The 14,600-nt window shown below is 58.7% G+C and carries 17 protein-coding genes; 10 read left to right on the top strand and 7 right to left on the bottom strand.

The window, feature by feature from the left end; genetic code table 11:
* A partial coding sequence (locus tag PspCFBP13509_RS31595) for a hypothetical protein (protein WP_137212411.1) occupies window positions 1-245 on the top strand: 245 nt, incomplete at its 5' end.
* Between the two features lie 122 nt (window positions 246-367).
* Here the strand turns inward: PspCFBP13509_RS31595 and tyrS are convergent.
* Window positions 368-1,567, bottom strand: coding sequence for a tyrosine--tRNA ligase (tyrS, locus tag PspCFBP13509_RS17610; RefSeq protein WP_027605883.1), 1,200 nt, complete (start codon window positions 1,565-1,567; stop codon window positions 368-370).
* 209 nt (window positions 1,568-1,776) lie between these two features.
* Here tyrS and PspCFBP13509_RS17605 point away from each other — a divergent pair, with 209 nt between their 5' ends.
* Both PspCFBP13509_RS17605 and PspCFBP13509_RS17600 read left to right on the top strand, forming a co-directional pair.
* Entirely contained in the window at window positions 1,777-3,195 is a 1,419-nt protein-coding gene (locus PspCFBP13509_RS17605; protein ID WP_065925365.1) for a peptidoglycan DD-metalloendopeptidase family protein, read from the top strand.
* Window positions 3,196-3,198: 3 nt separating this feature from the next.
* The gene (locus PspCFBP13509_RS17600; RefSeq protein WP_137212410.1) at window positions 3,199-4,290 is read left to right on the top strand and encodes an anhydro-N-acetylmuramic acid kinase; all 1,092 of its coding nucleotides are present in this window, start codon (window positions 3,199-3,201) and stop codon (window positions 4,288-4,290) included.
* Between the two features lie 79 nt (window positions 4,291-4,369).
* Here the strand turns inward: PspCFBP13509_RS17600 and erpA are convergent, their stop codons facing one another.
* Together erpA and argC are read right to left on the bottom strand one after the other, a co-directional pair.
* Window positions 4,370-4,720: an iron-sulfur cluster insertion protein ErpA gene (erpA, locus tag PspCFBP13509_RS17595; protein WP_003176443.1), complete on the bottom strand. Its 351-nt coding sequence runs from the start codon at window positions 4,718-4,720 to the stop codon at window positions 4,370-4,372.
* A 165-nt stretch (window positions 4,721-4,885) separates the two neighbouring features.
* Window positions 4,886-5,920, bottom strand: a complete 1,035-nt coding sequence (gene argC / locus PspCFBP13509_RS17590) for an N-acetyl-gamma-glutamyl-phosphate reductase (RefSeq protein WP_027605886.1) — start codon at window positions 5,918-5,920, stop codon at window positions 4,886-4,888.
* A gap of 134 nt (window positions 5,921-6,054) precedes the next feature.
* Here argC and hemJ point away from each other — a divergent pair, with 134 nt between their 5' ends.
* From hemJ to coq7, 6 genes are all read left to right on the top strand, one after another.
* Complete coding sequence (gene hemJ, locus PspCFBP13509_RS17585) at window positions 6,055-6,483, top strand: protoporphyrinogen oxidase HemJ (protein ID WP_027605887.1); 429 nt, start codon at window positions 6,055-6,057, stop codon at window positions 6,481-6,483.
* Between the two features lie 24 nt (window positions 6,484-6,507).
* On the top strand, window positions 6,508-7,470 hold the full coding sequence (locus PspCFBP13509_RS17580; protein WP_065947300.1) for an NAD(P)H-dependent flavin oxidoreductase: 963 nt from the start codon (window positions 6,508-6,510) through the stop codon (window positions 7,468-7,470).
* Window positions 7,471-7,539: 69 nt separating this feature from the next.
* The gene (locus tag PspCFBP13509_RS17575) at window positions 7,540-8,502 is read left to right on the top strand and encodes a DUF805 domain-containing protein (RefSeq protein ID WP_065925369.1); all 963 of its coding nucleotides are present in this window, start codon (window positions 7,540-7,542) and stop codon (window positions 8,500-8,502) included.
* A 62-nt stretch (window positions 8,503-8,564) separates the two neighbouring features.
* Complete coding sequence (locus tag PspCFBP13509_RS17570) at window positions 8,565-9,353, top strand: SDR family NAD(P)-dependent oxidoreductase (protein ID WP_137212409.1); 789 nt, start codon at window positions 8,565-8,567, stop codon at window positions 9,351-9,353.
* 46 nt (window positions 9,354-9,399) lie between these two features.
* On the top strand, window positions 9,400-9,738 hold the full coding sequence (locus tag PspCFBP13509_RS17565; RefSeq protein WP_003194682.1) for a histidine triad nucleotide-binding protein: 339 nt from the start codon (window positions 9,400-9,402) through the stop codon (window positions 9,736-9,738).
* Window positions 9,739-9,855: 117 nt separating this feature from the next.
* Entirely contained in the window at window positions 9,856-10,503 is a 648-nt protein-coding gene (gene coq7, locus PspCFBP13509_RS17560; RefSeq protein ID WP_065925371.1) for a 2-polyprenyl-3-methyl-6-methoxy-1,4-benzoquinone monooxygenase, read from the top strand.
* Between the two features lie 62 nt (window positions 10,504-10,565).
* Here coq7 and PspCFBP13509_RS17555 read toward each other — a convergent pair whose 3' ends face one another.
* On the bottom strand, window positions 10,566-10,988 hold the full coding sequence (locus PspCFBP13509_RS17555) for an OsmC family protein (protein ID WP_005792019.1): 423 nt from the start codon (window positions 10,986-10,988) through the stop codon (window positions 10,566-10,568).
* 245 nt (window positions 10,989-11,233) lie between these two features.
* On the opposite strand from PspCFBP13509_RS17555, the gene crp reads away from it, so the two are divergent.
* Window positions 11,234-11,878: a cAMP-activated global transcriptional regulator CRP gene (gene crp / locus PspCFBP13509_RS17550; protein WP_065925372.1), complete on the top strand. Its 645-nt coding sequence runs from the start codon at window positions 11,234-11,236 to the stop codon at window positions 11,876-11,878.
* On the opposite strand, the gene PspCFBP13509_RS17545 is transcribed toward crp, so the two are convergent.
* The 3 genes from PspCFBP13509_RS17545 to trpD all read right to left on the bottom strand — a co-directional run bounded on the left by PspCFBP13509_RS17545 (window position 11,875) and on the right by trpD (window position 14,595).
* Entirely contained in the window at window positions 11,875-12,570 is a 696-nt protein-coding gene (locus tag PspCFBP13509_RS17545; RefSeq protein ID WP_137212408.1) for a lipoate--protein ligase family protein, read from the bottom strand. The two genes, crp and PspCFBP13509_RS17545, sit on opposite strands and share 4 nt — an antisense overlap.
* A gap of 142 nt (window positions 12,571-12,712) precedes the next feature.
* Complete coding sequence (trpC, locus tag PspCFBP13509_RS17540; RefSeq protein WP_065925374.1) at window positions 12,713-13,549, bottom strand: indole-3-glycerol phosphate synthase TrpC; 837 nt, start codon at window positions 13,547-13,549, stop codon at window positions 12,713-12,715.
* Entirely contained in the window at window positions 13,546-14,595 is a 1,050-nt protein-coding gene (trpD, locus tag PspCFBP13509_RS17535; RefSeq protein WP_027605895.1) for an anthranilate phosphoribosyltransferase, read from the bottom strand. Before trpD ends, trpC begins: the two co-directional genes overlap by 4 nt.
* Window positions 14,596-14,600 lie beyond the last annotated feature (5 nt).

Below are 14,600 nucleotides of genomic sequence, written 5' to 3'. Positions count from 1 at the left end.
CCGAGGCGCGCATTCTACAGCAGCCTCATTTGCTGTCAAGTGATTATTTTCAGAAGCTTTCGAAGATTTCTTCAACAACTTCAACCACTTGCGCCTCCGATCTCTCGTTAGCGGGAGGCGAATTCTACAGCGTTACACGCTGCTGTCAACACCTCTTTTTCTCCGCTTTCGACCGAGAAGATCGAATCGTTAATAGCGTCAAACAACACGACCCTACCAACTTCTTCTGGGCCTCGATAAACTGAAGCAATCCGCTGCCTTATTCTGCATAACTCTTTGTTTACCAAGGAGTTTTGCGTTTCGACTGCGCCGGAAGTGGGGCGAATTATAGACAGATACAATTCGCCGTCAACACTTAATTTCAGGTTTATTCGGATTTGAGCGTAATACGCGCAAATGCCTTCTTCCCCGCCTGACAAACGTGGGTAGCACCCAGTTCATATATAAAGGTGCGATCCACCACCTCACCATCTATACGCACACCGCCAGACCCCAGAAGGTCACGCGCGACCGCCGAGTTCTTCACCAAACCCGCCTTATTAAGGACTGCAGCAATCGGCATGGCCTCAGTAGCCGTCAATTCAATCTCAGGTAGATCATCCGGCAGCTCGCCGTCTCTCATGCGGTTACCCGCCGCACGGTGAGCACTGGCCGCAGCCTCTTCACCATGGAAACGCGCAACGATCTCTTCCGCCAGCTTGATCTTCACGTCACGCGGATTAGCGCCCGCCTCTACATCCGCACGCAGCGCATCGATCTCATCCATCGAGCGGAAGCTCAACAGTTCGAAGTAGCGCCACATCAAGGCATCCGGGATAGAGACCAGCTTGCCGTACATCACACCCGGAGCCTCCTGGATGCCTACATAGTTGCCCAGGGACTTGGACATTTTCTTGACGCCATCCAACCCTTCCAACAACGGCATGGTCAGGATGCACTGAGCCTCCTGACCATAAGCACGCTGCAACTCACGCCCCATCAGCAGGTTGAATTTCTGATCGGTACCACCCAATTCAACATCCGCGCGCAGCGCTACCGAGTCATAACCCTGAACCAGCGGATACAGGAACTCATGAATCGCGATCGGTTGATTGGTTGAATAGCGCTTGTCGAAGTCATCGCGCTCAAGCATGCGCGCCACGGTGTACTGGGAAGTGAGGCGAATGAAGTCCGCCGGCCCCATCTGATCCATCCAGGTGGAGTTAAACGCCACCTCGGTCTTGGCCGGATCAAGAATCTTGAACACCTGAGTCTTATAGGTCTCGGCATTATCGAGAACCTGCTCACGGGTCAGCGGCGGGCGTGTTGCACTCTTACCGCTCGGATCGCCGATCATCCCGGTGAAATCACCTATAAGGAAGATCACCTGATGCCCCAGCTCCTGGAACTGACGCAGCTTATTAATAAGCACGGTATGACCCAGGTGCAGGTCCGGCGCCGTCGGATCGAAGCCAGCCTTAATACGCAGGGGTTGGCCACGCTTGAGCTTTTCGATCAGCTCGGCCTCGACCAACAGTTCTTCCGCACCACGTTTTATCAGCGCTAGCTGTTCTTCAACCGACTTCATAACAGACCCGCAAGGCTCAGATTCAAAAGGGAACCAACCATACAAGATCAGGGACTAATTACAAGTTTTGCCCTGCGCACGGACACCGTTCAGCAAGCCCAGCGTTCGCGAGCTTGCGCCACAGATGATTTGGTTATATTTTATACAGTTATTTCATCTTCATCATGTCATTCATCTTTTCCATTTCATCTTCAAAGTCAAAATTACCTATGACCACTGAACCGTCTAAAGCGCCGCCGCTTTACCCGAAGACCCACCTGCTTGCAGCAAGTGGTATCGCCGCTCTTCTCAGCCTGGCACTCCTGGTATTCCCTTCCAGTGACGTAGAAGCCAAACGAACATCCCTGAGCCTTGACTTGGAGAGTCCGGTTGAACAACTGACACAAGATCAAGACGCTTCCGACGCCCAACAAGCCACAAATGCTCCCACTGAATCGCCGTTTGCCCAGATCGAAAACACGCCGGAAGATACCCAGCAAGCCGTTCAAGAACAGAAAAAAACCGTAGTAGACGCTGCTAAGAACCCTCAACACCGCGAAGTGATCGTGGCGAAAGGCGATACGCTTTCGACCCTGTTCGAGAAGGTAGGCCTTCCCGCAGCCACCGTTAACGATGTACTGGCCAGCGATAAGCAAGCCAAGCAATTCACCCAGCTCAAACACGGCCAGAAACTGGAATTCGAACTGACACCAGACGGTCAGTTGAACAACCTGCACACCAGCGTCAGTGACCTCGAGAGCATCTCCCTGACCAAGGGCGCCAAAGGCTTTGCCTTCAACCGTATTACCACCAAGCCAGTCATGCGCTCTGCCTACGTTCACGGCGTGATCAACAGCTCACTGTCGCAATCTGCCGCGCGCGCTGGCTTGTCCCATAGCATGACCATGGACATGGCCAGCGTGTTTGGCTACGACATCGACTTCGCCCAGGACATCCGCCAGGGTGATGAATTCGACGTGATCTACGAGCAGAAAGTCGCCAACGGCAAAGTGGTCGGCACCGGCAACATTCTCTCCGCACGCTTCACCAACCGTGGCAAGACCTACACCGCAGTGCGTTACACCAACAAGCAAGGCAACAGCAGCTACTACACCGCCGACGGCAACAGCATGCGCAAGGCCTTCATCCGAACTCCGGTGGATTTCGCTCGTATTAGCTCGCGTTTCTCCATGGGTCGCAAGCATCCAATTCTGAACAAAATCCGCGCCCACAAAGGCGTCGACTATGCCGCCCCACGCGGTACGCCTATCAAAGCGGCCGGCGATGGCAAGGTCCTGCTCGCAGGGCGCCGCGGTGGCTACGGCAACACGGTGATCATCCAGCACGGCAACACCTACCGCACCCTGTATGGCCATATGCAAGGTTTCGCCAAGGGCGTGAAAACCGGCGGCAATGTGAAGCAAGGCCAAGTAATCGGTTATATCGGCACCACCGGCCTGTCCACCGGCCCGCACTTGCACTATGAGTTCCAGGTCAATGGTGTGCACGTTGACCCATTGGGCCAGAAACTGCCGATGGCCGACCCGATTGCCAAGGCCGAGCGCGCACGCTTTATGCAACAGAGCCAGCCGCTGATGGCGCGCATGGACCAGGAGCGCTCCACCCTGCTTGCTTCGGCGAAGCGTTAGGGTATGCCGCTCTATATAGGTGTAATGTCCGGGACCAGCCTCGATGGCCTGGATATCGCCCTGATCGAACAAGATTCGGCGGTCAATCTGATCGCCACCCACTACACACCGATGCCGGACACCCTGCGCGCAGAGCTGTTAAGCCTGTGCGCCAGCGGCCCGGATGAGATTGCCCGCTCAGCGATAGCCCAGCAGCATTGGGTCACACTCGCCGCCCACGGCATTCACACGGTGCTCGACCAGCACAACCTCAAGCCTCAAGACATACGCGCGATCGGCAGCCATGGCCAGACCATCCGTCATGAACCCGCCCGAGGCTTTACCGTGCAGATCGGCAACCCGGCATTGCTTGCGGAGCTGACGGGCATCAGCGTAGTCAGCGACTTCCGCAGCCGCGACGTTGCCGCTGGCGGCCAGGGCGCGCCTCTGGTGCCCGCCTTTCATGAAGCGTTGTTTGGCGAAAGCACTGGCAGCCGTGCAGTATTGAATATTGGGGGCTTCAGCAATCTCAGCCTGATCGAAACCGGGAGGCCCGTAGCCGGCTTCGACTGCGGCCCAGGCAATGTGCTGCTGGACGCCTGGATTCAACAGCAGCGCGGCGAACATTTTGACCGTGATGGGCTGTGGGCGGGTAGTGGCAAGGTCGAACCTCAACTACTCACGGCCCTACTCAGCGATCCATTCTTCCTGACCAAAGGCCCGAAAAGCACCGGCCGTGAAGTGTTCAACCTCGAGTGGCTGCACCGGCATCTTGGCCGTCTGCCCGCCTTTGACCCCCAGGACGTACAGGCCAGCCTGCTGGAACTGAGCGTCCTGACCATCGTCGAGGCCCTGCAAACCGCGCAGCCCGAGACAGAAACGTTACTCGTCTGTGGCGGCGGCGCCCATAACACCACAATGATGAATCGTCTGGCCGCGTTGTTGCCATCCACTCAAGTCAGTAGCACCGCCACCTACGGCGTAGACCCGGACTGGGTCGAAGCCATGGCTTTCGCGTGGCTGGCTCACTGCTGCCTGGAAGGCATTGCCGCCAACCGGCCCAGTGTCACCGGCGCACGCGGGCTAAGGGTACTTGGCGCGATCTACCCCGCCTGACGAACACCTCGCCAGAACCGCAGACAGCAAAACGCCGCTTGGCCGATCAAAGCCAAGCGGCGTTTTTATTCGTTGTAGATCAGATCGAGAACGAAGAGCCGCAACCACAGGTGGTGGTCGCGTTAGGGTTCTTGATCACGAAACGCGAACCCTCCAAACCCTCCTGGTAATCCACCTCGGCGCCTGCCAAGTATTGGAAGCTCATCGGGTCCACGACCAGGCTAACGCCCTCGCGCTCAACGATGGTGTCATCGTCAGCCACATCTTCATCGAAGGTGAAACCGTACTGAAACCCTGAACAACCGCCGCCCGTAACGAATACGCGCAGCTTCAAGCGATCATTACCCTCTTCATCGACCAGGCTCTTTACCTTGTGCGCAGCACCGTGGGTAAATTGCAAAGCCGTGGGGGTGAAGGATTCAACGCTCATGCTGATAATCTCCCGGCGTAGCGCCGCCATATGCGTAATGGCAGGCATTATCCGCTTCTCCTAGAAAAGCGGTCAACTATTGTTACGGTATATCAATCTGCATCGCCGCCATTAGAAACACAAAAGGCCCGATCAACGGGCCTTTTGCGCAGTCCATAAATCGTTTTAAGGCAGCATGCCGGCGTGGGACAGACCCAGCTTTTCATCCAGGCCAAACAGGATGTTCATGTTCTGCACCGCCTGGCCCGACGCGCCCTTGACGAGGTTATCGATCACCGACAACACCACCACCAGGTCACCATCCTGCGGACGATGCACTGCAATCCGGCACACATTAGCGCCTCGCACGCTGCGGGTTTCCGGATGGCTGCCAGCAGGCATTACATCGACGAACGGCTCGTTGGCATAACGCTTTTCAAACAGCGCCTGCAGGTCTACCGAACGATCGACCACTGTGGCGTACAACGTGGAATGAATGCCACGAATCATCGGCGTCAGGTGTGGCACGAAGGTCAGGCCCACGTCTTTGCCAGCGGCGCGACGCAGCCCCTGACGAATCTCTGGCAGATGGCGATGCCCTTTTACTGCGTAAGCCTTCATGCTTTCCGACGTCTCGGAGTACAGGGAACCTACCGCTGCTCCACGACCGGCGCCGCTGACACCCGACTTACAGTCTGCGATCAGGCGCGAAGCATCCGCCAGCCCGGCCTCGAGCAACGGCAGAAAGCCCAGTTGCGTCGCCGTCGGATAGCAACCCGGCACGGCGATCAGGCGCGCCTGCTTGATCTGCTCACGATTGACTTCCGGCAGGCCGTACACCGCCTCTTCCAACAGTTCCGGTGCACCGTGAGGCTGGCCGTACCACTTGGCCCATTCGTCGGCGTCTTGCAGGCGGAAGTCCGCCGACAGGTCGATGACCTTGGTGCCAGCGGCCAGCAGTTCGCCAGCCAACGCATGGGCAACGCCGTGAGGGGTGGCAAAGAACACCACATCGCAGGCGCCAAGGGTATTGATGTCCGGAACGCTGAACGCCAGGCCGTCGTAGTGGCCTCGCAGGTTCGGGTACATATCGGCCACGGCCAGGCCGGCCTCGGATCGAGAGGTAATGACCACCACCTCAGCTTGCGGATGCTGAGCCAACAGACGCAGCAATTCGACACCGGTGTAACCCGTGCCGCCGACGATACCGACCTTGACCATAAACCTGCCCTCAACGAACCACTGGAAAGCCGTCGATAATAGGGGCCGCATCGTCCTGCGACAACCGTCAACGTGACGTACGGGCGCATGAGCCACTACTATCTTCGCTACCGTGAACCTGGGAATAACTAAAAATGCTTTATCTATGGGTCAAAGCCTTCCATATCGTCAGCATCGTCTGCTGGTTTGCCGGGCTGTTCTACCTGCCACGCCTGTTCGTCTACCACGCACAGAGCGAAGACACCGTCAGCAAGGAACGCTTCAGCGTCATGGAGCGCAAGTTGTACCGCGGCATCATGGGTCCGGCGATGCTGGCCAGCCTGGTGTTCGGTATCTGGCTGATAGCCCTTAACCCCGGCATCTTTCAATCGGGCGCCTGGATCCACGCCAAGTTGACCCTGGTAGTGTTCCTGATTGGCTACCACCATATGTGCGGCGCGCAGGTAAAACGTTTCGCCCGTGGCGAAAACACCCGCAGCCATGTCTTTTATCGCTGGTTCAATGAAGTCCCGGTTCTGATATTGCTGGCTATCGTAATTTTGGTCGTGGTCAAACCGTTCTAACTTCAATTACTCGGGGTACCTCCAATGTCGCTGCCCGCTCTGCTTGAACAACGTCTGCGCCTGCCAGTGGTGGCTGCGCCGATGTTCCTGATTTCCAATCCGCAATTGGTGCTGGCCTGCTGCCGCAATGGGGTAGTCGGCAGTTTCCCGGCGCTCAACCAGCGCGAGAGCAGTGGCTTCAAGGCCTGGCTGGAGGAAATCGAAGCGGGCCTGGCGCAGTTGGACAATCCTGCGCCCTACGCCGTCAATCTGATCGTGCATAACAGCAACCCTCGCCTTGAGGCTGACCTGGCGATCTGTGTTGAGCACAAGGTGCCGATCGTGATTACCAGCCTGGGCGCAGTGAAAGAAGTGGTAGATGCGGTGCACAGCTATGGCGGCCTGGTGTTTCATGACGTCACTACCCGGCGCCATGCCGAAAAGGCCGCTGAAGCCGGTGTCGACGGCCTGATCGCCGTGGCCGCAGGCGCCGGTGGCCATGCCGGTACCTGGAGCCCGTTTTCGCTGATCGCAGAAATTCGCCAATTCTTCGACAAGACCCTGCTGCTGGCCGGCTGCCTGAACCACGGCCATGAGATACTCGCCGCCCAGTTACTGGGGGCAGACCTGGCGTATTTCGGCACACGTTTTATCGGTACCACCGAAAGCCACGCCCCGGATGCGTATAAAGAGATGCTGCTCACATCACGCGCCGCCGACATCGTGCACACTCCCGCAGTCTCCGGCGTGCCCGCAAGCTTTATGCGCCAGAGCCTGGAAAATGCCGGTTTCGACCTCGCTGCCCTGCAGGGCAAAGGCGAAGTAAACTTCGGCTCCAAGCTCAAGCCGCTGAGCGACGAAGCCAAGGCCTGGAAGACCGTATGGTCTGCAGGCCAAGGTGTCGGTGAGATTAATGATTTACCCGGCGTCGATGAACTCGTTGCCCGCCTGGATGCCGAATACCGCAAGGCGCGCGAGCAGGCGACACAGTTGCGCTGGCCACGCTGACCCAACCGCAAGGCCTGCCGATCGAGCAGGCCTGCACTACCCCACTGATTCAGTGACAAGGATGCCCGCATGAGCGACAACCGTTTCAAGATTGTGTTTGATGGGGCCCTGCTCCCGGGTGTCGAAAGCACCACAGCCAAGCTGAACCTGGCTGAACTGTTCAAGAGCACGGTCGAGGACATCGAGAAACTCTTCACCGGCCGCGTTGTTGCACTGAAACGCGACCTGTCCCGCCCCGACGCCGAAACCTACCTCACCGCGCTGAAAAACGCCGGGGTGGACGCGCGTATCGAGGCCGAACAGCCCGTAGCCTTCAGCCTTGCCGAAACCCACGAAACAGATTCCGGCGCAGCGGACTTCTCCCGTCCTGCGGCTTCGCCGTACGCACCACCGCGTGCCGCCGTAGGTGAAAGCCTGCCGGAATACGCCACCCTCAAGGTCTTCACCATCAATGGCCGTATTGGTCGTCTGCGGTACCTGGCATGGACGCTGGTACTGACCGTCGCCATGCTCGTCGCAGCCGGCATCCTCAGTACTGTGGGCTTTGCCATCGCGACCGCGTCACCGACCATAGCCATTATCCTCGGCTCGCTGCTGGGCTTCGCGCTGTTCGTCGCGGTTGTGGTCGTGAGCGTGCAGATCGGCGTGCAGCGCCTGCACGATCTGGGCTGGTCCGGCTGGTTGTACCTGCTGAACCTGGTACCGCTGGTGAACAGTATTTTCCCGCTGCTGCTGTTGGTCATGCCAGGTAACACCGGCGCCAACCAGTACGGCGCACCGCCACCGCGCAACTCCACCGCTGTGAAGGTCCTGGCCTCGCTGTGGCTGGCATTCATCCCGCTGATGCTCATCATCGTGGTGTCGCTGGGCATGAACGGCTACCTGGATCAACTCGAAACCAACGTGGACAGCAGCTACGAAAGCAGCTCCATCACTTCCGATGAAGACGCCGATCAAAGCGTGATCGTCGACGAAGAAGACGCGCAAAGTGCTGACGACGCGGCCGAACCTGTAGACTCTCCAGAACAGTAAAGAAACGCGCCGCGCCTGCGATGCCTCCATCCCAGGCGCGGCGTGTTGCGATGGAGAAAGGCATGACCCGTTACGCTCTGATCACCGGTGCCTCCAGCGGCATCGGCCTGGCTTTGGCCGAAGCCCTGGCCCGTCGCGGCCGCAGCTTGATTCTGGTGGCCCGCCAGCGTGATCAGTTGGAAAACATTGCAATCGAATTGACCCAACGCTTCGGCGTCGAGGTGCTGTTTCGGGCATGCGATCTCGGCGAGCCATTGCGCTTGTCCGGGTTCCTGCTGGAGCTGGAAGAAGGCGAGCGGCAGATCGATTTGCTGGTGAACTGCGCTGGCATTGGCACCAGCGGGCCATTCCTGGCCCAGGACTGGATGACCGAACAAGACCTCATCGAAGTCAACATCCTTGCCCTCACCCGCATGTGTCACGCCCTGGGCAATAGCATGGCGCTGCACGGTGGCGGGCAGATTCTCAACGTCGCCTCGGTCGCCGCGTTCCAACCCGGCCCGTGGATGAGCAGCTACTACGCCAGCAAGGCCTATGTGCTGCATTTCTCCGAAGGCTTGCGCGAAGAACTCAAGACCTGTGGCATTAAGGTCTCGGTGCTTTGCCCCGGTCCTACGCGCACCGCATTCTTCCGTACAGCGCAAATGGACACCGCCAGACTCGACCGCAGCGAGCAATTGATGAGCCCGGAAGAAGTGGCGCTCTATACCGTGCGCGCATTGGGAAAAAACAAAGCCATCATCATTCCTGGTCGACGTAATCGCTGGCTGGCCTTCAGCCCGCGTTTCAGCCCGCGCTGGCTGACCCGCAAGATCGCCGGCGCCATCAACAAGGCCTATTGCCCACGCTGATCGCCTGAGTACACTCACCTTGCACTTTCATAATGGAGAAACAGCTGTGGATACTCTGTTCACCAAGATCATCAACAGAGAAATACCCGCGAAGATTATCTACGAAGATGATCAAGTCCTCGCCTTCCACGATATTGCCCCACAGGCGCCGGTACATTTTCTGGTTATCCCGAAGAAGCCTATCCGCACATTGAATGACTTGACCGAGGACGATAAGGCCCTGGCCGGCCATATTCTGTTCACTGCCCAGCGTTTGGCGGTGGAACAAGGCTGTGAGAAAGGTTTCCGTGTGGTGATGAACTGCAATGAAGACGGCGGGCAGACTGTTTACCACATCCATATGCATGTACTGGGTCAGCGCCAGATGAATTGGCCACCGGGCTGAACCAGCCCGCAACAAGGGGCGCAGTCCGAGGCTGCGACCCCACGCCCTTGACTCAGGGCAAACGCGTTCCTCTCTCTTGCGGTAAACTGGCCGCCGAGATTCCTCCCGGAGGTCAGCATGACTACCCAACGTCACTACTCGCCGATAGACCGTCTGTTGCTGCAAGCCGACACGGCCATGCGCACGTTGCTGCCCTTCAGCGGCCAACCTTACCGCCCGTCGCCCGCCATCGTGCAGCCTGATGCGCAGATGAGCGAGACCGAAACCCGTCATGTGGCCGGCCTGATGCGCATCAACCATACCGGCGAGGTCTGCGCCCAGGCGCTGTACCAGGGCCAGGCCCTGACCGCCAAGCTGCCGCAGGTGCGCGCAGCCATGGAGCATGCGGCCGAGGAAGAAATCGATCACCTGGCCTGGTGCGAGCAACGTATTCGCCAGTTGGGGAGCCATCCCAGCGTGCTCAACCCGCTGTTTTACGGTTTGTCATTCGGCATCGGCGCGGCTGCCGGCCTGATCAGCGACAAGGTCAGCCTCGGTTTTGTCGCCGCGACTGAGCATCAAGTGTGCAAGCACCTGGATGAACACCTGGAACAATTGCCGGCCGACGACGAAAAGTCCCGCGCAATTCTTGAGCAGATGCGTATCGATGAAGCGCACCACGCCGAAAGTGCATTGGATGCCGGCGGTTTCCGCTTCCCGGCGCCAGTGCGATTCGGCATGAGCCTGCTGGCCAAGGTCATGACCAAAAGCACTTACCGCATCTGACGAAACCTGCGGCTGCAAAAAAGGGCGCTATCGAAGCGCCCTTTTCTTTTGCAGATTGGCGGTCAACCCAACTCGATGATCTCGTAATCATGGGTGATGGCCACACCGGCCGCGCCGAGCATGATCGACGCTGAGCAATACTTCTCGGCCGACAGCTCGATGGCGCGCTTGACCTGGGCTTCTTTCAACGCCCGGCCCTTCACCACGAAATGCATGTGGATCTTGGTAAACACCTTGGGATCTTCAGTGGCGCGCTCGGCTTCCAGGAAGGCTTCACAACTTTCCACGGCCTGGCGGGATTTTTTCAGGATGCTGACCACGTCGAAATTGCTGCAACCGCCCACGCCAAGCAGGAGCATTTCCATCGGGCGTACGCCCAGGTTACGGCCACCGGCTTCCGGCGGGCCATCCATGACCACAACATGGCCACTGCCCGACTCACCGAGGAACATGGCTTCGCCCGCCCATTGGATGCGTGCCTTCATCGCCCAGACTCCACTGCTAAAAAAGGGTCGCCAGCTTAGCACAGGGCCCGGGCGCAACCGCGCTTCCCATCAAAGCGATCAATAACGGAGCTGACTCGGAAAATTCGCTAATCGAGTCAGAATGTGTCTGTTAAGCTGGCGCCAAAGGAGTGGCGTATTGCCACCCTTCATACAACGTGTATCAATGCCGATACCGCTGAGTACAACAACTCCAACCACCTCGCGCTGCCTTTCGGGATACAACCATGGTTGCTCTTACGCCCATACCCAAGATCAAGAATCTCGACAAGTTGCTGATGCACTGCCAGCGCCGGCGCCACCCCGCCAAGCACAACATCATCTGCGCCGGTGAGCGCTCCGAAACCCTGTTTTTCATTATCAAGGGCTCAGTCACCATCCTGATCGAGGATGAAGACGGCCGCGAAATGATCATCGCCTACCTGAACACAGGGGATTTTTTCGGCGAGCTGGGGCTGTTTGAACAAGCAGGCAAGGAGCAGGAGCGCAGCGCCTGGGTGCGGACCAAGGTCGAGTGCGAAGTGGCCGAGATCAGTTACACAAAGTTTCGCGAACTCGCCCAGCAGGACCCCGATATTCTCTACGCCCTCAGTGGTCAGATCGCCCAGCGCCTGCGAGACACTACGCGTAAGGTTGGCGACCTGGCGTTCTTCGATGTCACCGGGCGTGTGGCCCGTTGCCTGCTGGAACTGTGCAAGCAGCCCGATGCAATGACTCACCCCGACGGCATGCAGATCAAGATCACCCGCCAGGAAATCGGGCGCATTGTCGGTTGTTCACGGGAGATGGTCGGCCGCGTGCTCAAGGATCTTGAAGAGCGCAACCTGGTGCACGTCAAAGGCAAGACGATGGTGGTGTTCGGTACCCGTTAAGCCGGCAGGAAACTGGCCAGCATTTGACGGTACAAGCTGTCCAGCCGGCTGATTGCGTCCGGCGCGGGGAAGGCTTCGTGCAGGGCAATATGGCTGTCGGCGCGAACCCGTTGCTCCAGGCCGCAGGCTTGGTTGAAGCGGTTGACCGCCGCGATGAGTTCTTCACGATCGTTATCCAGCAACAACGCACCGTGCACCAACCCCACCGGGCGGCCCCCACCTTGCCGCCAGCGCTGGGCAGTGCCGACCATTTTGCGCCCGTTGAGGTTGACGTTGTAACGACCGTCGCAGAATGCACCATCGATTTCCCCGACGGAGGCATCGCCGCCCAACTCGATAAGTAAATCGCAGATCGGCTGGCATAGACGCTGGTAACCGGTTTCGATGCGACCTTGATCACCCTCACTGCGCGGCGGAGCGTAGACCAGGGCGATATTGACCGTGGCGCTGGACTGCGGCACCGGTTCGCCGCCGGTTTCGCGCAAGAGCACCGGCCAACCGGCATCCGCAGACACGCGGCTGGCGACATCGAAAGCAGGCAATCGGCTCAAGCGGCGTGGCATCACCAATGCCTGATCGCTGGGCTGCCAGAACAACAACCCAAACGCCTGCTCACCCGCGCAAACGGCGGCCAGCAAGGATTGCTCGGCGGCAAGGCCTGCTTCAACACGCATCGACACTGGCTGGATCAATGGGCACCTACCTATCTGAATAAATACAAACCCAAATGTGGGAGGGGGCTTGCCCCGATAGCGGTATGTCAGTCAAGGATGCTCCAACTGAATCGCCGCCATCGGGGGCAAGCCCCCTCCCACACGTTGATCGCATTTCAAATCAATCGAGAGTGGAACCACTGACCGCCACGCCACGCTCCGGGAAGAACAGACGCTGCAGTTCCGCCCCCGGGTTCTCGGCACGCATGAAGGTCTCACCCACCAGGAACGAATAAACGTCACTGATTTCCATCAGCTCCACATCGGCACGGTTGACGATGCCACTTTCGGTAATCACCAGGCGATCGCGCGGAATACGCGGCAGCAGGTCGAGGGTGTTTTCCAGGCTGACTTCGAAGGTGTGCAGGTTACGGTTGTTGACCCCCACCAGCGGTGTGTCGAGGGTTTTCAGCGCGCGCTCCAGCTCATCGCCGTCGTGCACTTCCACCAGCACATCCAGGCCAACGCTTTTGGCCACGGCCGCCAGCTCGGCCATCTTCACGTCATCCAATGCGGAGACGATCAACAACACACAGTCGGCGCCCAAGGCACGGGCTTCAACGATCTGGTACGGATCGACCATGAAATCCTTGCGGATCACCGGCAACTTGCAGGCCGCGCGGGCCTGCTGCAGGAACAGGTCGGAACCCTGGAAAAAATCGATGTCAGTGAGTACCGACAGGCAAGTCGCCCCACCCTTCTCGTAGCTGACGGCGATTTCCGCCGGTACAAAGTTTTCGCGAATCACGCCCTTGCTCGGCGAAGCTTTCTTGATCTCGGCGATCACGGCCGGCTGCTTGAGCTTGGCCTGGGCAATCAGTGCCTTGGCAAATCCACGTGGCGCATCAGCGGCTTTCGCTTGGGCCTCCAACTCGGCCAGGCTCACACGGGAACGGCGTTCGGCGACTTCTTCAGCCTTGCGGGCCAGGATTTTTTCCAGAACGGTCGGCACACTCATCCTTCATTCTCCATCTTGAATACAGCGGTGAATGCTCCCAGCTCTTCGAGCTTTTCACGAGCCAGACCGGTGTGCAGCGCATCGTGGGCCAATTCGACACCTTCCTTAAGACTATAGGCATGATCGGCTGCGTAAAGTGCCGCGCCAGCATTCAGAACAATCATTTCCGCAGCTTTTTGACCGTTCTCGGTCTTACGACGCCCCAGGGCATCGCGAATCAGCTCCAGGGACGCCGCCGGGCTTTCCACCGCCAGGCCGTGCAGGCTCTGGCTCTTCATGCCCAAGTCTTCCGGTTCGACCCAGTATTCGCTGATCTGGTCATCCTTCAGCTCCGCCACAAACGTTGGCGCCGCCAGGCTGAACTCGTCCAGGCCGTCTTTGGAATGCACCACCAGCACATGCTTGCTGCCCATGCGTTGGAGTACTTCAGCCAATGGCCGGCACAGCGCCTGGCTGAACACGCCTACCACCTGGTGCTTCACACCGGCCGGATTCGTAAGCGGGCCGAGCATGTTGAACAGGGTACGCAGGCCCAGGTCTTTGCGTGGGCCGGCGGCGTGCTTCATTGCACCATGATGGGACTGGGCAAACATAAAGCCGATGCCGACGTTGTCGATGCAGCGCGCCACTTGTACCGGCGTGAGGTTCAGGTAGATGCCGGCCGCTTCCAGCAGGTCGGCACTGCCGCTCTTGCCGGACACCGCGCGGTTACCGTGCTTGGCCACGGTGCAACCCGCCGCCGCCACCACAAAGGAAGAGGCCGTCGACACGTTGAAGATGTTCGCACCGTCACCGCCGGTGCCGACCACGTCGACCACGCCGTCGAGGGTCTTGAGCTCGACCTTGTCCGCCAGCTCACGCATCACCGATACAGCGCCGACGATCTCGTCGATGCTTTCGCTCTTCATGCGCATCGCCATCATGAAGGCGCCAATCTGCGCATCGGTGCATTGACCGGTCATGATTTCGCGCATCACATCGCTCATTTCAGCGGTGCTCAGATCCAGGTGGCCGACGATACGGCTCAGGGCAGTCTTGATATCCATGGAAA

This window comes from Pseudomonas sp. CFBP13509 (genome assembly GCF_005233485.1).
GTDB classification, from domain to species: Bacteria; Pseudomonadota; Gammaproteobacteria; order Pseudomonadales; family Pseudomonadaceae; genus Aquipseudomonas; species Aquipseudomonas marginalis.
Note: the sequence above shows the minus strand (reverse complement) of the source record. Positions and strands in the feature narration are given on the sequence as shown.